The sequence below is a fragment of the Marinobacter mangrovi genome, from assembly GCF_016798325.1.
GTDB classification, from domain to species: domain Bacteria; phylum Pseudomonadota; class Gammaproteobacteria; order Pseudomonadales; family Oleiphilaceae; genus Marinobacter_A; species Marinobacter_A mangrovi.
Map to the genome: position 1 here is coordinate 298,389 of NZ_JAERVO010000004.1, position 18,780 is coordinate 317,168.

22 protein-coding genes are annotated in these 18,780 nt (G+C 62.5%); 12 read left to right on the top strand and 10 right to left on the bottom strand.

The features are described from left to right. Positions 1 to 66 precede the first annotated feature (66 nt). Entirely contained in the window at positions 67 to 825 is a 759-nt protein-coding gene (locus tag JL474_RS14370) for a pseudouridine synthase (RefSeq protein ID WP_203142589.1), read from the top strand. Between the two features lie 96 nt (positions 826 to 921). Here JL474_RS14370 and JL474_RS14375 read toward each other — a convergent pair whose 3' ends face one another. Continuing rightward, a complete protein-coding gene (locus JL474_RS14375) occupies positions 922 to 1,407 on the bottom strand; it encodes a winged helix-turn-helix transcriptional regulator (protein WP_123635266.1) in 486 nt (161 codons plus the stop codon). A gap of 129 nt (positions 1,408 to 1,536) precedes the next feature. Here JL474_RS14375 and JL474_RS14380 point away from each other — a divergent pair, with 129 nt between their 5' ends. The 4 genes from JL474_RS14380 (at position 1,537) to JL474_RS14395 (ending at position 4,252) form a co-directional block, all read left to right on the top strand. After that, a complete protein-coding gene (locus JL474_RS14380) occupies positions 1,537 to 2,289 on the top strand; it encodes an SDR family oxidoreductase (protein WP_203142590.1) in 753 nt (250 codons plus the stop codon). 11 nt (positions 2,290 to 2,300) lie between these two features. Further along, on the top strand, positions 2,301 to 2,909 hold the full coding sequence (locus tag JL474_RS14385; RefSeq protein ID WP_203142591.1) for a 2-hydroxychromene-2-carboxylate isomerase: 609 nt from the start codon (positions 2,301 to 2,303) through the stop codon (positions 2,907 to 2,909). After that, positions 2,906 to 3,730 (top strand): acyl-CoA thioesterase, encoded by an 825-nt coding sequence (locus JL474_RS14390; protein WP_203142592.1) that lies wholly within the window; start codon positions 2,906 to 2,908, stop codon positions 3,728 to 3,730. Before JL474_RS14385 ends, JL474_RS14390 begins: the two co-directional genes overlap by 4 nt. Positions 3,731 to 3,829: 99 nt before the next feature. Continuing rightward, on the top strand, positions 3,830 to 4,252 hold the full coding sequence (locus tag JL474_RS14395) for a hypothetical protein (RefSeq protein ID WP_203142593.1): 423 nt from the start codon (positions 3,830 to 3,832) through the stop codon (positions 4,250 to 4,252). Here JL474_RS14395 and JL474_RS14400 read toward each other — a convergent pair. The 5 genes from JL474_RS14400 to JL474_RS14420 form a co-directional block, all read right to left on the bottom strand. Beyond that, complete coding sequence (locus JL474_RS14400; RefSeq protein ID WP_203142594.1) at positions 4,240 to 4,986, bottom strand: amino acid ABC transporter ATP-binding protein; 747 nt, start codon at positions 4,984 to 4,986, stop codon at positions 4,240 to 4,242. The two genes, JL474_RS14395 and JL474_RS14400, sit on opposite strands and share 13 nt — an antisense overlap. Further along, the gene (locus JL474_RS14405; RefSeq protein WP_123635260.1) at positions 4,983 to 5,657 is read right to left on the bottom strand and encodes an amino acid ABC transporter permease; all 675 of its coding nucleotides are present in this window, start codon (positions 5,655 to 5,657) and stop codon (positions 4,983 to 4,985) included. Before JL474_RS14405 ends, JL474_RS14400 begins: the two co-directional genes overlap by 4 nt. A 14-nt stretch (positions 5,658 to 5,671) precedes the next feature. Then, positions 5,672 to 6,430 carry an amino acid ABC transporter substrate-binding protein gene (locus JL474_RS14410; protein ID WP_203142595.1) on the bottom strand — a complete coding sequence of 253 codons (759 nt, stop codon included), beginning with the start codon at positions 6,428 to 6,430 and terminating at the stop codon, positions 5,672 to 5,674. A 48-nt stretch (positions 6,431 to 6,478) separates the two neighbouring features. Beyond that, entirely contained in the window at positions 6,479 to 7,075 is a 597-nt protein-coding gene (locus JL474_RS14415; protein WP_203142596.1) for a GNAT family N-acetyltransferase, read from the bottom strand. 84 nt (positions 7,076 to 7,159) lie between these two features. Beyond that, positions 7,160 to 9,010 carry a putative bifunctional diguanylate cyclase/phosphodiesterase gene (locus JL474_RS14420; protein ID WP_203142597.1) on the bottom strand — a complete coding sequence of 617 codons (1,851 nt, stop codon included), beginning with the start codon at positions 9,008 to 9,010 and terminating at the stop codon, positions 7,160 to 7,162. Positions 9,011 to 9,179: 169 nt separating this feature from the next. Between JL474_RS14420 and JL474_RS14425 the strand changes: the two genes are divergently transcribed. Together JL474_RS14425 and JL474_RS14430 are read left to right on the top strand one after the other, a co-directional pair. After that, entirely contained in the window at positions 9,180 to 9,602 is a 423-nt protein-coding gene (locus JL474_RS14425) for a secondary thiamine-phosphate synthase enzyme YjbQ (RefSeq protein ID WP_203142598.1), read from the top strand. A 158-nt stretch (positions 9,603 to 9,760) separates the two neighbouring features. Beyond that, positions 9,761 to 11,623: a sensor domain-containing diguanylate cyclase gene (locus JL474_RS14430; protein WP_123635255.1), complete on the top strand. Its 1,863-nt coding sequence runs from the start codon at positions 9,761 to 9,763 to the stop codon at positions 11,621 to 11,623. Here the strand turns inward: JL474_RS14430 and JL474_RS14435 are convergent. Further along, positions 11,609 to 13,042: an amidase gene (locus tag JL474_RS14435; RefSeq protein ID WP_203142599.1), complete on the bottom strand. Its 1,434-nt coding sequence runs from the start codon at positions 13,040 to 13,042 to the stop codon at positions 11,609 to 11,611. The genes JL474_RS14430 and JL474_RS14435 overlap by 15 nt on opposite strands. A gap of 170 nt (positions 13,043 to 13,212) precedes the next feature. On the opposite strand from JL474_RS14435, the gene JL474_RS14440 reads away from it, so the two are divergent. The 4 genes from JL474_RS14440 to JL474_RS14455 all read left to right on the top strand — a co-directional run bounded on the left by JL474_RS14440 (position 13,213) and on the right by JL474_RS14455 (position 15,778). After that, positions 13,213 to 13,818, top strand: a complete 606-nt coding sequence (locus JL474_RS14440) for a methyltransferase family protein (protein WP_236012267.1) — start codon at positions 13,213 to 13,215, stop codon at positions 13,816 to 13,818. Beyond that, positions 13,815 to 14,693, top strand: a complete 879-nt coding sequence (locus JL474_RS14445) for an Nmad3 family putative nucleotide modification protein (RefSeq protein ID WP_203142601.1) — start codon at positions 13,815 to 13,817, stop codon at positions 14,691 to 14,693. The genes JL474_RS14440 and JL474_RS14445 overlap by 4 nt, the downstream gene beginning before the upstream one ends. Positions 14,694 to 14,754: 61 nt before the next feature. Further along, positions 14,755 to 15,477, top strand: a complete 723-nt coding sequence (locus JL474_RS14450) for an AzlC family ABC transporter permease (protein WP_203142602.1) — start codon at positions 14,755 to 14,757, stop codon at positions 15,475 to 15,477. Then, the gene (locus JL474_RS14455) at positions 15,467 to 15,778 is read left to right on the top strand and encodes an AzlD family protein (protein ID WP_203142603.1); all 312 of its coding nucleotides are present in this window, start codon (positions 15,467 to 15,469) and stop codon (positions 15,776 to 15,778) included. The genes JL474_RS14450 and JL474_RS14455 overlap by 11 nt, the downstream gene beginning before the upstream one ends. 20 nt (positions 15,779 to 15,798) lie before the next feature. Here the strand turns inward: JL474_RS14455 and djlA are convergent, their stop codons facing one another. Continuing rightward, positions 15,799 to 16,578 carry a co-chaperone DjlA gene (gene djlA / locus JL474_RS14460; protein WP_123635249.1) on the bottom strand — a complete coding sequence of 260 codons (780 nt, stop codon included), beginning with the start codon at positions 16,576 to 16,578 and terminating at the stop codon, positions 15,799 to 15,801. A 171-nt stretch (positions 16,579 to 16,749) separates the two neighbouring features. On the opposite strand from djlA, the gene JL474_RS14465 reads away from it, so the two are divergent. Then, the gene (locus tag JL474_RS14465; protein WP_203142604.1) at positions 16,750 to 17,205 is read left to right on the top strand and encodes a DUF4124 domain-containing protein; all 456 of its coding nucleotides are present in this window, start codon (positions 16,750 to 16,752) and stop codon (positions 17,203 to 17,205) included. Between the two features lie 24 nt (positions 17,206 to 17,229). On the opposite strand, the gene JL474_RS14470 is transcribed toward JL474_RS14465, so the two are convergent. Both JL474_RS14470 and JL474_RS14475 read right to left on the bottom strand, forming a co-directional pair. Then, positions 17,230 to 17,796, bottom strand: a complete 567-nt coding sequence (locus JL474_RS14470; RefSeq protein WP_203142605.1) for a gamma-glutamylcyclotransferase — start codon at positions 17,794 to 17,796, stop codon at positions 17,230 to 17,232. Positions 17,797 to 17,805: 9 nt separating this feature from the next. Continuing rightward, complete coding sequence (locus JL474_RS14475; RefSeq protein WP_203142606.1) at positions 17,806 to 18,699, bottom strand: substrate-binding periplasmic protein; 894 nt, start codon at positions 18,697 to 18,699, stop codon at positions 17,806 to 17,808. Between the last annotated feature and the right edge of the window lie 81 nt (positions 18,700 to 18,780).

The window sequence follows — 18,780 nt, forward strand, 5'->3', positions numbered from 1 at the left end:
GGCAGAGTTTTTGAAATGGACTCAAATCAGGGAGTCACCGCCCGGCGGACCGCCGGGCCTTCAGTCATGACCCAATCCAATCCCCTCGATCTGGTGTACGAAGACGACGAGCTGCTGGCTGTGCACAAACCGGCCGGTCTGCTGGTTCACCGCAGCCCCATCGACAAGCGCGAGACCGAGTTTGCCCTGCAGTACGCCCGAGCCCTGAACGGGGGGCAACATGTCTACCCGGTACACCGTCTGGACCGGCCGACGTCCGGCCTGCTGCTGTTCGCCAAGGATCCGGAAGTGGCCCGTTTGCTGGGCGCGCAGATGATGGCCCACGAGATTGACAAAACCTACCTGGCCATTGTCCGGGGCTGGCCGGAAGAGCAGGGCACGGTGGATTACCCGCTCCGGGAGGAACCGACGGATCGCCGTCTGAAGGGGCAACCCTCGGCAGTCCAGGAGGCGATCACGGATTATGTGCGTCTCGGCATCAGCGACATTCCCTACCAGGTGGAGGGCTATTCCACCAGTCGCTACGCGCTGATGGCCCTGTATCCCCGAACCGGGCGACGTCATCAACTGCGCCGCCACATGAAACACATCAGCCATCCCATCATCGGCGACGCCAATCACGGCCGCGGACGGCACAACCGGTTTTTTGCCCAACATTTTGGCGAAGCCCGGCTCTTCCTGGCCTCCGTCGGCATGAGCCTGACCCATCCGCTGACCGGCGAGTCCCTGGTGCTCAGCACCGCTCCGGAAGCCAGCTTTGCACGTGTTGCCACGGCCCTCGGCTGGGAAACGCTGGTCACTGAACCCTTGCCCCTGTCTCAGTAGCCGCGCCCGGGTAACGGCCTCCAGGTGACAACACGTCATCGCCCTGGCCACCCGGACGGCTCTGGAACGCCACCGTCAGGATGACATTGTCACTCGTCAGGACCGATCCGATCCCAAAAGCGGCGCCGTGTCCTGCCAGCCGTCGCCCGCCTCGACCCGAATATCCCGTGCGGTGATCGGCTCGCCGCATTCCGAGCAGACCATCTGCGGGTGCATGGCGTGACCGCACCCCTTGTGGATGTGCTTGACGGGCGCGCCCCGTTCGTCGGTCATGTGCTTGTCGCCCCAGTTCACCAGGGTCAGGATCACGGTGTGCAGATCCAGGCCCTTTTCGGTGAGCCGGTACTCTTCCCGGCGGGGGCGTTCCTGGTAAGGCGACTTGCAGAGCACATCGTGCTCCACCAGCTTTTTCAGACGATCGGTCAGGACATGACGAGTGATGCCCAGGCGGCGCTCGAAAGTCTCGAACCGGCGTACGCCCAGGAAGCAGTCCCGCAGGATCAGCAGTGTCCAGCGATCGCCCACCACGGACAGGGTCCGGGCCAGTGAACAGGGCTGTTGATCCAGTTCTTCCCAACGCATCGAGCAATATCCTTTGGTGACAGGTGCCTGCAGAATAACTTGACAAGTTCTGTAATGGAACTGACTATTTATCGAGTTCCAAAAAAGAACCTACAAAAACAGACAATAAAGCCCGGGAGGCGAATCGATATGGAACCGAACACTGGACAGGACAACACGCGCCCCCAGGTCGCCGTGGTCATCGGCGCCGGCGATGCGACCGGCGGTGCCATTGCCAAACGCTTCGCCCGGGAGGGACTGACGGTGGTCGCCACCCGTCGCCATCGCGACGCATTGGATCCGCTGCTGGAGGACATCCGGCAAGCCGGCGGAGCGGCCCACGGCTTTGGCTGCGATGCCCGTGACGAGACGGCCATGGTCGAACTGTTCGATCGGATCGAGGCCGATATCGGTGAGGTGGCGCTTGTCGTCTTCAACATCGGTGCCAACGTTCGCTACTCGATCACCGACACCAGCGCCCGGGTCTATCGCAAGGTCTGGGAAATGGCTGCGTTTGCCGGTTTCCTGACCGGTCGGGAAGCGGCCCGGGTGATGCTGCCGCGCCACCGGGGAACCGTCATATTCACCGGTGCCACGGCGTCCCTGCGGGGCGGTGCCGGCTTCTCGGCGTTTTCCGGAGCGAAATTCGCTTTGCGCGCGCTGGCCCAGAGCATGGCCCGGGAACTGGGGCCACAGGGGATCCATGTGGCTCATACGGTCATCGACGGCGCCATCGACACGGACTTCATCCGCGACAACTTCCCTGAGCGCTACGCACTGAAAGAACAGGACGGCATTCTCAATCCCGAGCACATCGCCGACCAGTACTGGCAATTGCACGGCCAGCCCCGGGACTGCTGGACTCACGAGCTGGACCTGCGCCCCTGGATCGAAACCTTTTGAGGAACCTGACCATGAATCCCGTCATCGACGTGTATTTCGACATCGGCAGCCCGGCCAGCTATCTCGCCTGGACCCAGTTGCCAACCCTGGCAGACCGCCACCAGGCCCGCCTCAACTGGCGCCCCATGCTGCTGGGCGCCGTGTTCCAGGCCACCGGGAACCAGTCACCGGTGATGATTCCGGCCAAGGGGCGCTACATGCACATGGACTTCCGGCGATTTGCCGACCGCTATGGCGTGCCGTTCAACATGAACCCCCATTTCCCGATCAACACCCTGACCCTGATGCGCGGCGCGGTTGCTTTTCTCGACACGCCGCGGTTCGATGACTACCTGACCGCCGTGTTCAAAGCGATGTGGGTCGATCGTAAGAACATGACCGATCCTGACGTCGTGGCCAGTGTCTGGTCGGACGCGGGTTTTGATCCGAAGGCGGTGATGGATCAGTGCAACGCGGCGACCGTCAAGCAGCGGCTCAAGGCGATGACGGACGAGGCGATCGACAAGGGCGTCTTCGGGGCGCCGACGCTGTTTGTCGGGGACGAGATGTTTTTCGGGCAGGACCGGCTCTGGCAGGTCGAGCAGGTCCTCCAGAGCAATACCGAGAAGGACCATTCATGACTGAACAAGCCCATTCCCATGTTTTCGATCAATCCATCGCCCTGGAGCGGACCGGCGACGACCGCTGGCAGGGGCGTTTCCCGCCGGCGTACGCGAACATGGTCGGGCCGTTTGGCGGCGTGATTGCCGCGACCCTGCTGAACGGCGTTCTCAACCACCCCGATCGCCTGGGGGATCCGGTGTCCATGACCGTCAATTTCGCCGGCCCCATCGCGGACGATCATTTCGACGTGGTGACGCGACCCTGTCGCACCAACCGCTCCACCCAGCACTGGATGATCGAACTGACCCAGGGCGGCGAAACGGCCGTGACCGCTACGGTCTTGACCGGTGTTCGCCGGGACAGCTGGGAAGGCAGCGATGTCGGCATGCCGGACGATGTGCCGCCATTCGATCAGGTGGAGCCGTTCGATGCCGGCCTCAGCCTGCCTTGGGTGGCCAATTACGATCTGCGCATCATCGACGGCGGTTTCGATCCCACCGGCAAGACCCCGGAGCAGCCCCACGGCGCCTCACGTCTCTGGGTTCGGGACAAGCCGGCCCGACCGCTGGATTTCGCCTCGCTGATGGCGATCAGTGACTGCTTCTTCCCGCGGATCTTTATACGACGCCAGGAACGGATGCCGGCGGGCACCGTCTCCCTGACCACCTATTTCCACGCCGATGGCGAGACGCTGGCCCAGCAGGGCGAGCAGCCCATCCTGGCCGAAGCCCGTGCCCAGCGTTACTTCAAGAGTTACTTCGACCAGAGCGCCGAGCTCTGGGGCGCCAACGGGCAGTTGCTGGCCACCACCCATCAGATCGTCTATTACAAAGGGTAGGCTCGCGGGGAACCGCGGCAGCGGCAGATGATCCAAATGGCCGGAGGTAAGCGGCTTATGGGCAGCGTCCGGCGGAGAACCGGCTCAATTGGGACGACGATGAGGATCACCGTCGCCCTGGCGGCGGGACTGGTAATGGCCGGTTGCCAGACCGCCGGGGTGCGTCCTTTCGACGGGGCGGTGGGCTATACGTTCGAGAACCAGTCCGGGGCATGGCACGTCAGTTATACCGATGCCATCACCCTGGACTGGCAGATTCTTGAGGAAGGCGCGTTGGCGGCCTGCGCCCGGGAGACCGGCCGGGCCGTGGATTCATTGCGGCTGGTCGATGTCGGTCGGAATGAATTTTCCCGTAACGTACCCGTATCCGTCTCCTATCCCGCCGGGGTCATCACCACGCCGACCGGGGGCAACGGTAGCGCCGTCGCGCGCCCGGAAACGCCGCAAACGTTCAACCAGACCGTGCAGGTCACCCGGCGGATGGCGTTTCGTCAGGTCACCGCCGTCTGTCAGACGGTCTGATCCGGCAGCACCTTGCGCAGGAAATCCCGCGTTCGCGGATCCTGCGGGTTGGAGAACAGCTCCGACGGCGGGCCCTGTTCCACGATGCGACCACCATCCACGAAGATCACCCGGTCAGCCACGTCTCTGGCAAAACTCATCTCGTGGGTGACCACCACCATCGTCTGGTGCTCGCTGGCCAGTTGCTTCATCAGGCCCAGCACTTCCTCGACCCATTCCGGATCCAGCGACGAGGTGGGCTCATCGAACAGGATAACCTCGGCGCCGGTGGCCATGGCCCGGCCGATGCCGACCCGCTGTTGCTGGCCGCCGGACAGGGACGCCGGATAAGCCTCGGCCTTGTCGCCCAGGCCGATGCGCTGGAGAATCTCGCGGGCCTTCTCGCGCGCTTTTTCCTTGGGCCACTTGTCCACCACGATCAGTCGCTCGGCAATGTTGTCCAGCGCGTTCTTGTTGGCGAACAGGGCGTAGTTCTGGAACACGAAGGCCGTGCGGCGGCGCAGGGCCAGGATGTCCTTGCGCGAGGTGGAGCAGGCGTCGACAGTCAGGTCGCCCACGGTGATCTCGCCGGCCGTTGGCTTTTCCAGGAAGTTGATGCAGCGCAGCAGGGTCGACTTGCCGGTGCCGGAAGGACCGATCACCACCACGATCTCGCCCTTGGCGATGTCCAGGTCAATCCCGTCGAGCACGGTTTGTCTGCCGTACACCTTGCGCAGTCCTTTCAGTCGGATCATCGGCTATAGGCCTTGTTCAGTCGGTGTTCCAGATAGCGCTGCAGCCAGGACAGCATTTCCACGATCACCCAGTAGATGATGGCGACGATGATGAACGCCTCGAAGTAGAGGAAGCTGCCGGCCGCCTCTTTCTGGGTGGCGCCCATCAGTTCCGTCACGCCCAGGGTAAAGGCCAGCGAGGTCGCCTTGATCATGTCGATGAAGTAGTTCATCAGTGTCGGCACGGCAATGCGGGTCGCCTGCGGCAGGATGATGCGCCGCATCAGTTGGGCGTTGGTCATGCCGATCGACAGGGCTGCTTCGGTCTGGCTGCGGTCCACGCCGACGATCGCCGCGCGGATCGACTCTGCCATGTACGCCGAGAAGTGCATGGTCAGGCCCATGATGGTCGCTGTAATGCCGTTGATGGCGGTCAGCGAGCTGACCAGTTGGGGCAGGCCGTAGTAGAACAGGAACAGCTGCACCAGCAGCGGAGTGCCGCGGAAGAAGGAGATGAACAACATGGTGAACCGGTTCAGTACCGGCACCTTCAACACCCGGATGACCGCCAACAGGCAGGCGAGGATCAGCGCCAGCACCATGCCGGCGGCGGCCATCTCCAGGGTCAGGGGCAGATACTTCAGCAGTACCGGTATCAGCCCCAGCATGTAGTCGAAATCTAGAACATTCATTCAACCGTCCCGGTTCAGGGTGTGGTGATATCGGTCCCGAACCAGGATTCGGAGATGGCCTTCAGGGTGCCGTCTTCCCGCAGTTTGGTGATGGCCTGGTCCACCTCGTCCCGCAGGGCGCGGCCGTCCTCGGTATCGCGGAACGGGTAGGCGTTGCTGATGCTGGAAAAGGTCGGGCCGGCCAGGGCCAAAGGCAGCGGCTTTTCCTTGATGATCTGGCTGGCGCTGACGCGGTCCATCACGAAGGCGTCGACACGGCCCAGGGCGGTGTCCTGCTCCAGATTGCTTTCGTAGGTGCGGATGTCGATCTGGTCCGAGTAGGGCAGGTCGCGCAGCAGGGCTTCGTAGTTGGAGCCCAGGTTGACGGCCACGCTTTTGCCTTTGAGGTCTTCCACACTGTGGATGCTGTCGTTGCCTTTCTTGACCACCACCTGCGCGCCGTCATAGACGTACGGCTGGGTGAAGACGTATTTCTGCTTGCGCTCGTCGGTGATGGTGATCTGGTTGGCGACGGTATCGATGCGACCGGATTCCAGCAGCCCGAACAGGCCGGAGAACGCCGCCGTGCGGTACTCCACCTTGCGTCCCAGTTCCTTGCCGATGGCGTTCATGACGTCCACTTCAAAGCCCTGCAACTTGTCGTTTTCCACAAACGTGAAGGGGAAGTAGCGGCCGGACATGCCGACCCTCAGTGGATCCTTGTCCTGGGCAAAGGTCATGGGGCTGGCGATGAGCGCCACCGCGGCCAAAAGGCTCAGCAATACAGTTTTCATGGTGTTCTCCCTATTCCTTGTCGGCAGAAAAAGACGCGAACGTCAGATTTACGAGCCCTGGAGCGCTTTGTACCAGAATTGCATGGGCTTTTCGGTTGGCCCGGGGTCTCCGATATCCGTCCACGTATAGCGGGTTTCAAGCCCGGGTACGGGGTAATACCCACGCCGTTGCCAGAAAGCATCCAACGGTTCGTAATCTGCAGGCCTGGCCGGGTGGTCCTGTGGCCGGACAACGGCACAGAAAACGGCCTGGCGAAAACCGGCCTCGCGGGCATGCCGCTCGCGCTCATCGAAGAAAGCCACGCCCAAGCCTTGTCCCCGATAATCGCCGAGCAGGACGGATTCGCCATAGTAGAAAATATCGTCCGGATTCCAGCCGACATCAACAAACGGCTGGCGGAAGGCATCGTCCTCATCGGCCATGGGGATGCCGGTGGAAGCGCCGACGATGCGTTCGCCGTCACGGGCAATCACGCAAATCGAGCCAGCAGAGCGGGCGTAGGTGCGCAGGTACTGGCGCTCGTAGTCGGCGTTGCCGTCGTAGAGATAGGGAAAATCGCGGAAGACGGTCATGCGCAGGTCGGCCAGCGCGTCCAGGTGGTCCAGCAGGTCGGCGCCCTGCAGTGTCTCGAGTGTTACGGCCATTGGTCGGTCCCGTTCCATCCGGTTGAATCGGTGTCCAGTGCACTAGCCATGGATGTGATAGCGCGTGTCCTGGGTTTCAACCCTTTAGAGCGCCGATCGCAGGGGATTTGAGTGAAGCGACCGCAGTTGGTCAATGGGCACCGGCTTGCTGAACAGGTAGCCTTGCAGCAGTTCACAACCCTGCTGCTGTAGCCACTGACGCTGGTCTTCCGTCTCCACCCCTTCCGCCACGACTTCCATACCGAGACCGCGGGCCAGACCCAGAATCGACAGGGTGATGGCTATGTCGTCGGCATCGTCGGGGATATCGCGGATGAAAGACCGGTCGATTTTCAGCCGTGAGAAGGGCAGATGCTTGAGGCGGGACAGGGAGGAGTAGCCGGTTCCGAAGTCGTCGATGGACAGCCTGGAGCCCAGCGCGACCAGCTCATTCAGGGTGGCCTGCATGCTCTTGGAGTCACCTTTGATGGCGTCCTCGGTGACCTCAAACTGCAGTTCACTGCCGGCAACGCCGTACTGTTCCAGCATCTCCTGGACCTGCCGCGGCAGGCGATCGTCCATCACCTGTTCGGCCGCCAGGTTGATCGCCGTAATAGGCAACGGGTTGCCGCGGCTGGCTGCTTGTTGTCGGTCCTGGCAGACGCGTCGCAGCACGACCTCCCCCAGATCCTGCATCAAGCCGGCGTTGCGGGCCACGTCGAGGAATTCGATGGGTGCCATCCAGCCCTGTTCGGGGTGGTGCCAGCGCACCAGGGCCTCGATGCTCACCATGTGGGCGTCGCCGGTGTTCACGATGGGCTGATAGAACACGTCCAGCGCGTTGTTCTGGATGGCCTGACGCAGCTCGCCTTCCAGTACGAACCGGGACCGCGCGGTGGAATGGATTTCAGAACTGAAGGCCTGCATCCGCGCCCGACCGTTTTCTTTGGCGTGATACATGGCGGCTTCGGCACTGCGCAGCAACGACTCGGTATCGCCGCCGTCCTCGGGGTAACGGCAAACGCCGAGGCTGGCGGTCATGCGCAGGGTGCGGTCATCGATGACGAGTGGGTCGCTGATGCAATGCTGGATCTGGTGGATGACGTAATCGATGCGGTCGCTGTCCGTGTTGGTGCGGATGAGTACGGCAAATTCGTCGCCACCGACCCGGGCGACCTTGTCACGCCCGTTCAGGTAGAGGCTGCGCAGCCGATTGGCAATCTCGGCGATAACCCGGTTACCGCCGGCGGCCCCCATACCGTCGTTAACACTTTTGAGCCGGTCGAGATCGATCCAGATCAGGGCGAATCCCTCACCGGCGCGCTGCCGCATTTTCTGGATCAGGTGCAGCACACGCTCGCGAAAGGACTGCAGATTGGGCAGGCCGGTCAGGCTGTCAAAGTGGGTCACGTAGGCGAGCTGCTTCTGGGAGCGGATCCACGCTTCGTGGGTATTGATCAGGCTGATGGTGTCGGCGATGGCGGTCGCGAATGAGATTTCGGGCAGGGTCCAGGTTCGTCGTCGCAGGGATTCCAGGCAAATCACCCCGCTGAGCCGGCCACCGTCGAAGATCGGTGCATCCAGTAGGGAATGAATCCCCAGCGGCTCGAAGTAGGTTTCGTTGAACGCGGCTGTGCGCGGGTCATTGTGGGCCTCGCTGGCATCAATGACACGTGCGGTCCTGAGTGCCCGGAAGTAAGCGGGGTTGTCGCTTTCCACCAACGCGATCGGTTGGTAGTCGTGACCGCCTTCGAGCCGGTACAGGGCCTCGCTGTCAATGCGGTCGCCCGTTGCATTCATCTGCCAGATACTGACCCGGTCGACCTGTAATAGCTGGCCGGCAAGGTCGCTGAGTGAAGCCAGCTTCCGGCTGCGGTTGTCGCCGATGAAGTCCGGGCTGTGGCTGAGCTTCAACAGCGCTTCGTGAAATTCAATGAATGTTTTATTCTGGGACATCAATGCGTTACCAGCACCAGATTCTAAAAACGGGCGTTATGGAGCCCTTTGCTGACACACCGGCCTACGGGGTTCACAATTGTCCTAATAATGGCAACGCCCTCGCAGTCTGTCCAACCGGGGCGCTCAAGTCTCAAGTGTAGCCGTTCACAATACGTCAGGAGGTTTTATGGGCTGGCACCAGAACACCATCACGCTCGACCCGAAGCCACGCGGCTTTCATCTCGTGACCCGCGATGTGTTGGCGCAGCTGCCGGCGCTGTCGGATTGCCGCATCGGCCTGCTGCACCTGTTCATCCAGCACACCTCGGCGTCGCTGGCGGTCAACGAAAACGCCGATCCGGACGTACGCGGCGACCTGGAGCGGCATTTCAACGTGATGGTCCCGGAGAACGCGCCGCACTACGAGCACACGATGGAAGGGCCCGATGACATGCCGGCCCACATCAAAAACGTGCTGATCGGACCCTCCCTGACCCTGCCGGTTCGCGATGGCCGACCGGTGCTGGGTACCTGGCAGGGCATCTATCTGTGCGAGCATCGGGACCACGGCGGCGCGCGCCGGATCGTGGCGACCCTGCAAGGGGAGTGAAAGCGGTTTCAGGAGGCCCATTTTGCGTTTGGTTGACGTTTCTGTTGTCCAATAAAACAACTTATTACAAAAACAAGCTATTTCAGGTTGTCAGCTGATCCATACTAAGTCAGTAATAAAGCGCGTCGATCGCATAACAAGAATGACACAGGCGGCCTATGGTTCGTTGGCTTTTACTGATTGCACTTCTCGTGACCGGAACCGCATCCGCGGATCCTCTGATCCTGTCGCCCTTTACCCAGAAGGAAGATCTGGCCTCGAATGTGAGTTACTGGGCCGAAGGTCAGGATGAGGTCTCCCTGCAGCAGGTGCTGACACTGAGCGATGCCGACTGGACCCGGAACACCGGCGAAGACATCAACCTGGGCTATCAGGACCGTGCCTACTGGTTCCGCCTGACCATTGAAAACCCGCAGTTGCAGCCGGTGGATAACCTGCTCGAGATTGGCTATCCGGTGCTCGATGATATCGAGATTTACCAGATCACCGATGGCGTGGTGGGCCAATCCTGGTCGTTGGGGGACAAGCAGCCGTTCTACGCCCGCCCCATCCACAACCGGAATTTCCTGGTGCCGGTGGAGGTGCCGTCGCAGGGGGAAACCACCCTGTATCTGCGCGTGCGCACCACCAGTTCGCTGCAGCTGCCCATGACCTTCTGGACCCAGGACGCCTTCTACGCTTCCGAGCAGCCGCGACTGCTCCTGGAGGGCATCTACTACGGCATCGTCGTGGTGATGATCCTGTACAACCTGTTCGTGTTCCTGGCCGTGGGGGAGCGCAGCTTCCTCTACTACGTGGGCTACATCACCGCGATGCCGCTGTTCCTGGCCAGCCTGCACGGCATGGCCTTCCAGTATCTCTGGCCGGAAGCGACCTGGTGGAACGACCAGGCCATCATTTTCTTCCTCAACCTGACCGTCACCTTCGGCGGCATTTTTGCCATGCGCTTTCTGTCGGTGCTGCCCCGGATTCATCCGGTGCTGGCCTGGGCAACGATCATCGTGTCGGCGTTGTCAGCGCTGTTTGCCCTGGCGGCACTGGTGGTGCCCTACCAGTACATGATCCACCCGACGATCATCCTGGCGGCGATCGGCTGCACCGGCATGGTGGTGCTGGGCGTGGTTCGCTGGCTGAAGAAAGACCCTGCCGCCCGATACTTCGGGGTAGCCTGGTTCTTCATGCTGTTTGGTGGCGTGGTGCTGGCACTGAACAAGTTCACCGTGTTGCCGCAGAACGTGTTTACCGAAAACGCCACCCAGGTGGGATCGGCCCTGGGCGTGATCCTGCTGTCCATTGCCCTGGCGGACCGGCTGAACAAGGAGAAGAAGCGGACCTTCGCCGCCCAGGAAAAGCTCTACCGGGAAGAACGCAAGGCCCGTCTGGCGCAGGAGAAGAGTCTGCAGGTGCAGCAGGAAGCCAATGCGCTGTTGGAGGAGCGGGTCCAGGAGCGTACCCGGGATCTGGAAGACCTCAACGTGCGCCTGATGGAGCTCAGTGCCACCGACGCCTTAACCGGCCTCAAGAATCGGGGTCACTTCGATCGCGCGTTCCAGTCGGCCTGCGTCAAGGCGTATCGCTTTGGCCAGCCCCTGTCGCTGCTGGTGGTGGATATCGATCACTTCAAGCAGTTCAACGACAAGTACGGCCATCTGGTCGGGGACGACTGTTTGCAGATGGTAACGCAGGGTATTCGCCAGTTCGTCACGCGTCCGCAGGATCTGGCGGCCCGCTATGGCGGTGAGGAGTTTGTGGTTCTGCTGCCCGACACGCCGGAAGAGGGCGCGGTGCAGGTTGCCGAGAAAATTCGCAGGGACATCGCGTCCACCGATTTCCGGGTCTCGGACGAGATGTTGCGCCTGACGGTCAGCATTGGTGTCTGTACCCTGGTGCCGGAGCAAGCCGACGCCACCAAGCAACTGTTCACCCGCGCCGACGAAGCCCTCTACGAAGCCAAGGGCGCCGGTCGCAACCGGGTATCGGTCTATCGGCCGGATGAGGCGACGGCACTAAGCCCGGTCTGACAATAACGGCCAGGGGGCGATCGCTTCCAGTTCGAAGGCCAGCTCCAGCAGGTCGCGCTCGCAACCGTGCCGGGCCGACAGATGCACGGCCACCGGCAGGTTCTCGGCCGTCTGGCCACCGGGCAGGCTGATGGCCGGCGCCCCCGTGGCGTTGGCCAGTGGTGTGAAGGCCACGTAGCGGCGCAGCCGGGCAAACAGTTCCTCGAATGACAGTTCCGGGCTCAGGTAGCCCAGCTTTGGCGTGGTGTGGGCCAGCGCCGGGGACAGCACAACATCCACGCCCATCTTTTCCAATCCCTCCGCATACTGTTTCTGGCTACGCTGCAGCCGCCAAAGTGCGCCTGGCGTGCGGTGCAGGTTACGGCGGAAGCGATCGGCCAGACCCCGGGTCAGGCTGTCAACGCGTTGCGGGTCGAAATCCCGGTCCAGGATGCGATGACCAAAGCGGGCCATCAGGAACGCCAGGCAGGACCAATAGTGCGCAAAGTCGTCGGCGAAGCGAGCGGCGACGGGGATATCGATCGGCATCACGGTATGGCCCTGCTCGCCCAGACGCCTGGCGATCGTCTCGACCACGTTGCGGGTGGTGGCATCGGTCGCGTCGCCGGTAATGGAATCCAGCACCAGACCAACCCGCAACCGCCGCTTGCCCGGGCCCAGCACCTCGCCAATGGGCGGTAGCCGTTTATTCAGGTAATAGCGCTCCGCGCCGGCCAGGAAGTGGGCCGTGTCCCGCACACTGCGGGTGACCACGCCTTCGCCGATGATGTTGATCGGCAGGGATCGCGCCGCCTCGCTATCGACCAGCCGGCCGCGTGTCGGCTTGAGTCCCACCAGTCCGCAACAGGCCGCCGGAATGCGAATCGAACCGCCGCCGTCGTTGGCGTGGGCAATGGGCACCACGCCGGCCGCCACCAGCGCGGCCGCGCCACCGCTGGAGGCGCCGCAGGAATAGGCCGGGTTCCAGGGGTTGCGGGTCGCGTCGGTATGAGCCGGCTCGGTGGACGCGTTGAAGCCGAATTCCGGCAGGGAGCTCTTGCCGATACTGATCAGGCCCTGGGCCAGGTACTGTGCCGCAAAGGCGTTGGTGTGCGTTGCCGGTTTGGACGGCACGGCCAGGGAGCCATGTCCAGTGGGCAACCCTTTGACATCCGTGTTGTCCTTGATCAGAGTCGGCACCCCGGCAAAAACGCCATCACCGGGATGAGCGGCCTGTCGCAGGGCGTTCTCGTAGTCGGGGGTTGCGATGCCGTGCAGCCGCGTTGCCATGGCGCGTGCCCGCTGGATCGATGCGCTCACGGCCTCGCGCGCACTGATCTCGCCCTGTCGGATCAGCCGGGCGAGGGCGGTGGCATCGTGGCGGCCGAGGGCGTCGTCGGTAAAGGCATGGATCGGCGTGGGGCGTTCCTGAGCGGTCATGGCTGGTCCGGTTATCGAGTGTTTTTTGAACTCTAGCCGATCCCGGAACGTGACTGAATGTCCTATCAGGAAACATGTGGCGTCATTCCGGTTTCAGGCGGCCGCGTTTCTCGCTAAGCTCTTATTCCTTCAGTTCAAAGCATGCGTTGTCAGTGGGAGAAAAGTCCGGGATGAGTTCGGTTGAATTGCTGGTGAAACACTTCCTGGGAATCTATTTCCTCATGATCGGCCTGCACTACACGAGCCGCAGCCTGGGGCTGTTCGAACGCATGCGGTTCTCCCACATTCACTACGGTGCCCGGGGCAGTCACACCTGGTGGCACCGGCATATCTTCAACCTCTTTCGTGCCAGTATCCTGGCCGTCTGCGTGGCGCGCATCGTGGTCGATATCGATCCCTGGCTCGGTGTGTTCCCGACGCTCTACCAACCGGTTATCCTCGCCGCCGGGGCGATCCTGCTGCTGGCCTCTTTCTCGTTGATCGATTACGTGCAGGCGTACATGCACGAGGACTGGCGCTCGGGTATCGACAGCCAGCATCGGGGGCACCTGATTACCAGCGGGCCTTTCCGGCGCTCGCGCAATCCGCTGTTCATGGCCATCATCCTGGGCCAGTTGGGGTTTTTCCTTGCGCTGCCCAGCGTATTCTCTCTGGTTTGCCTGATCGTGGGGGTGGTCGTGATCATCCGCCAGGCGAGGGCCGAGGAAGACGCGCTGGCCCGTCTCTACGGTGATGCCTACCGGGAATACCAGGCCCGGGTACCGCGCTGGTTATGATCCCGCGGCGCATTATCTTCAGCCGCAAGGGTTTCGATTCCAGTTCCGGCGGTTGTCCCAGTCCCATCCTGCCTGACGGGCGGCTGCTGTCGTTACCGATTCCGGATGCACGCTCGACCGTGTCTTTCGGCGATATCGTCCATCACGGGCAGTCCCTGGGCGACACCGTCGGCCCGCTGACCCGGCAACGCCTGTCGGCCACCAGTGGCGCGCATATCGACCCGGATCTCAACGCCGAAGCATTGCCACGCCAGGCCGGCTGGCGGCCGATTTTCGGGCAGAGTGGGGCGGCCCAGGGCCATCTCAAGAATCAGGGCGTGGCGGAAGGCGACCTGTTTGTTTTCTTCGGCCTGTTTCGACCGGTGATTGAAACGGCCAACGGCTGGTGCTTCGATCCCGCGGAACCGGCCCGGCACGTGATCTGGGGATGGCTGCAGATCGGTGCGATCCAGTGCGTGGACGCGCTGGAGGCCGACGACATGGCCTGGGCGCGCTACCATCCGCATTTCCGCTGGCAGGACGATCCGGGCAACACCCTCTATCTGGCGTCGGATCACCTGACGCTGGATGACCATCCTCCGGCGTTGCCCGGAGCAGGGTGGTTTGAGCAGCACCGCGCCTCGTTGCAGCTGACGGACCGCCGGGCCACCCGGCCGGGCGTCTGGGCGTTGCCGCGCTGGTTCTATCCCCGTGACGGGCACGTGCCCCTGACGTACCACGCCAAACCCGAACGCTGGCAGCGGGAAACCCACCGGGTGGTGCTGCAGGCCGTCGCCCGCGGGCAGGAATTTGTGTTGAATGCTGCCGACTATCCCGAGGCGCTGCCCTGGATTCGCTGCATCATTCACTCGAACGCCGGGGTCGCCTGCGACTGATACGGCGCGCCTTCGGCAAGTACCTATACGTTCTCGAGACGGGTTTCATTAGCTTGCTTTGATGAATAATTCATCCTCTTCAGCGGTTTATCGCCTTGATCCGGCCCGGGTGCGCGGGGAATTCCTGCGGCTGCTGCCGATATCCCTGTTCGTCATTGCTTTTGGCACGGCGTTCGGTCTGGCCGCTGTGCAGAAGGGTATCCTGCCGCTGGAAGCCACGTTCATGAGCGTGCTGGTGTTCGCCGGCGCCTCCCAGTTTGCGGCCCTGGAACTCTGGGGCGATCAGGTGGCCCTGCTGCCGTTGATGGCCATTACCTTCGCCATCAACTCCCGGCATATCCTGATGGGCGCCTCCCTCTACCCGATGTTGCGGGATATGAAGACGTCACAGCGCTACGGACTCCTGCTGGTACTCACCGATGCCAATTGGGCGATCGCCGCACAGGATTACCAGAACGGCCGACGCAACCTGGAGGTGATTCTCGGTGGCGGCATTGTGCTGTGGCTGGCCTGGTTGATCGGCACGTTGCTGGGTGTCTACTTTGGCGGGCTGCTGGCGCATCCGGAGCAGTATGGTCTGGACATGGTGCTGGGCTGCTTCCTGCTGGCCATGGCCCTGGGCGGGCGCAAGAACCCGCGGGTCCTGCTGGCCTGGATCGTGGCCGCGGCGGCAGCCATGGCCGCGTACTGGTGGTTGCCGCCACATACCCATGTCGTGGTGGGGGCGCTGGCCGGCGGTGTGGTGGGATTCTTCTGGCTGGAGCGCAAGACCGATGAGCATTGAAACATCGCCGCTGGGCGTGCTGGCCATTATTGCCGTCATGGCGCTGGTCACCCTGGCAACCCGCTGGGGCGGGCCGTTTTTGATGTCCTACGTGACCATCAATCCCCGCATCGAGAGCTTCATCAACACCATGGCCAGTTCCGTGCTGATCGCCATCCTCACCCCAATGGCCATCACCGGCGATCTGGGCGCCCGGGTGGCATTGGGAACGACTGGCCTATTGATGCTGGTGCTGCACAAGCCGCTGCCGTCGATTGCCGCGGGGATTGCGGCGGCGGCAGCGGCCCGTTACTTCTTCTGAATCGACGGTGAGCGGAGGGATCAGGCCGCCCGGGCTGCCTTGACCACGTCGTAGGCGTTGCTGATTTCCCGGGTCTTCTCTTCGGCCATTTCCCGCATGCTTTCGGGCAGGCCGCGTCCGGCCAGCTTGTCCGGATGATTTTCGCTCATCAGCTTGCGATAGGCGCGTTTGACTTCGGCGTCGCTGGATTCCTCGGAAACCCCCAGAACCTTGTAGGCATCGGCCAGCTTCTGGCCGCTGGTCGGCCCGGCGCCGGTTGATCCGCCGGCACCGCTGTAGGCACCACGCATCATGGCTTCGAGCTGATCGATTTGCGATTCCGGCAGCCCCAGCTTGCGGGCGATGCGCAACAGCATCTCGTGTTCGGCCGGGTGAATGGCGCCGTCGGCCGCCACGGCGGAGACTTGTACTTGCAGGAACATCTGCAATAGCGCCCGGTTGCCGCGGGTGACGCTCAGCAACTGCTCCAGTTCCGCATCCAGGTCGAAGTCTGCTTCCTTGCCGCGCCGGAACGCCGCCTTGGCCGTTTCGCGCTGCTGACCGGAGAGGTGCAGGCGGTTGAACAACGTTTCCGCCACCTGGATTTCATCCTCGGTGACCACGCCGTCGGCCTTGCACATGGCGCCCATAACGGCGAACGTGCTCTCCAGGAACTGGGACTGGATGTTAAAAATGCCGGAACGCAGCTTGCTGCGCAGGGCGTTGATGAGGAAGTAGCCGACAGCGGCACCCATGATCAGGCCCGGCAGGCGGCCAATCTGGTAGCCAATCAGGGCCCCGAAGAAGATCGCGAAAAACATGCACTGAATCCTATCGTGTTTTTTGCCATGCCGGGAGTTACGATACGTTTATCTGCAGGCAGATGCAGGTGTTGTCCAACGGCGATGCCGTATGAGGTCACACAGGGTCGGCTTTCCGGTCTGGAATGGCTTTATATTGGCACCGTGTAGCGAATTTCAAGGATGATGAACATGCGCAAGCTCATGACCCTGGCCACACTGGCGCTGGCTGCGATGCCGTTGCAGGCCGAAGTGTACCAGTGGACAGACGCCCAGGGGCAGGTCCATTTTGGCGACCGGCCGCCCGCCAACGCCCAGGCCCGCGAAAAACAGATTCAGTCGCCACAGCCTCTCAATGGCGACGGTGAAGACAACGCCACCCGCCTCAAGGAACTGGACGAGTTCTTCCAGCGTCGGCAGCAGGAGCGGCAGGCGGAAGAGCAGGCGGCCGCCAAGCGTGAAGCCGCCCGGGGAAAACGCGATGCGGCCTGCCGCAAGATGCTGGCCGAACTCAATCACATGAAGTCCATCAACCGCTTCTACCGCCTTAACGACCAGGGCGAGACCGTCTACCTGAGCGATGAAGAGGGCGACCGCATGCGCGAGAAATACCGGCGAACCTACGAAGAACGCTGCGGCGACCGGTAATTCGCGTGCGGTGACGGGCCCCTCTTAGTAGTCCGGGTTTCGCAGATAGTGCTCGATGCCGAACACGTGGGCGTCCTCGTCCGCCAGTTCCCGCAGGGAATCCGCCAGACGCAGCAGGTATTCGTCGTTGGGGCCGCTGGGGCCGTGGGCGCCGGCGATCTGGCGGGCGATGTCGCGCTCGTGGGCCGGGCCCAGGAACGCCGTGTTTTCCGGCGTGGCGATGTACACCAGACCTTCCGCCTGCTCACCGTTATCGAACGTCAGCGGCGTCGTGAAACGCAGGTAGCCGTTCTTTTCCCGCACATCCAGGTGGTCGAACACCTCCGGTGAGATCCGGTAGGCCATGCCCCGGCAGGTCACGCCCGGCTGTTCGATCAGGGTGACGACCCGCCCCGGCGACTCCACGGTGCCGCGATGGTCGTGGGAGCCCTGCCAGAAACGCCGCGCCCAGCCCTCGATCGAAGCAGGGCGGCGTTCCAGGTAGGGGAAGTCGGCTTTGAAAATCAGCGAGCCGTAACCGAACAGCCAGACGGATTCCCGGCCGTCGAAGCGGTGTCGCTGGCGATTGATCTCAATGGTATTGGCGGACATGTAGTGACGTCAGTTCTGGAATTCAGGGTCCACTATATCATGCCGTTCAGGGGTGGCTGGTTGACCGGCGGTCTGGATGTTGAAACGGCAATGGCGGGCGATTTCCGCGGTTTTCTGGTTCAGGGGGCGGGGCAGCGGTTGCACCGGTTGCAGCTGGCTGACGATGCCGTTGGCGCGCAGTTGGCGAAGGCCGTCATTGAAGGCGGCCATGCGGCCCCGGTTGCCGGGGAGGGAACGCGTCAGCAGCAGGTGCAGGTAAGCGGCATGGACCACGCGGGGATGATAGGTAATCTGTCGGGCTTCCTCCGGCGTGAACTCGTTTTTCAGCATTTGCAGTCCGACGCGGACATCGATGGGGAACAGGTCGATGCGACCGGCCAGCAGCTTGCGGAAATTCAGCGCATCGGAGGTGGTCGTGTCAGTTTCGATCCAACCCTGATCCCGGGCCTGCTGGATGACGTCGCCGTAGGCGTAGTCCTGGGTGAGCCCCACCCGCAGGCCGCGCAGATCGTCGGCGTGCTGCCAGTCGAAGGTGCGATCGGTCCGGTGGAAGAACACGTACCGGATGGGGGTAATCGGAGCGCTGTAATAGAAGCTGGCGGCGCGGCCGGGCGAGCAGGACCAGGCTGCCGTGCCGTCCCAGTGGCCGTCCCGGGCGAGTCGGTAGGATCGGGACCAGGGGAAGAATCCCCACTCGACGTCAATGCCTTCCAGCGCAAAGGCGCGGCGGATGATGTCGCTGACGAATCCGTGCGGCGGTTGTTCTGACAGATAGGGAAGCCAGTTGCCGTTGGTCAGGCGGACGGTTTCGGCGCTGCTGGTGGCGCTCCACAGCAGGATCAGAAGGGCTACCGTGCCGCACAGATTTTGGCTGACATGTGATCGCAAATCCGGGCGAAACATGACGTATGTCGCTTCCTTGCCGTAATGTGTCTGCGGTCGTCCACCACGGGCGGCGCAGGTCCGCCAGAACGATAACAGCTC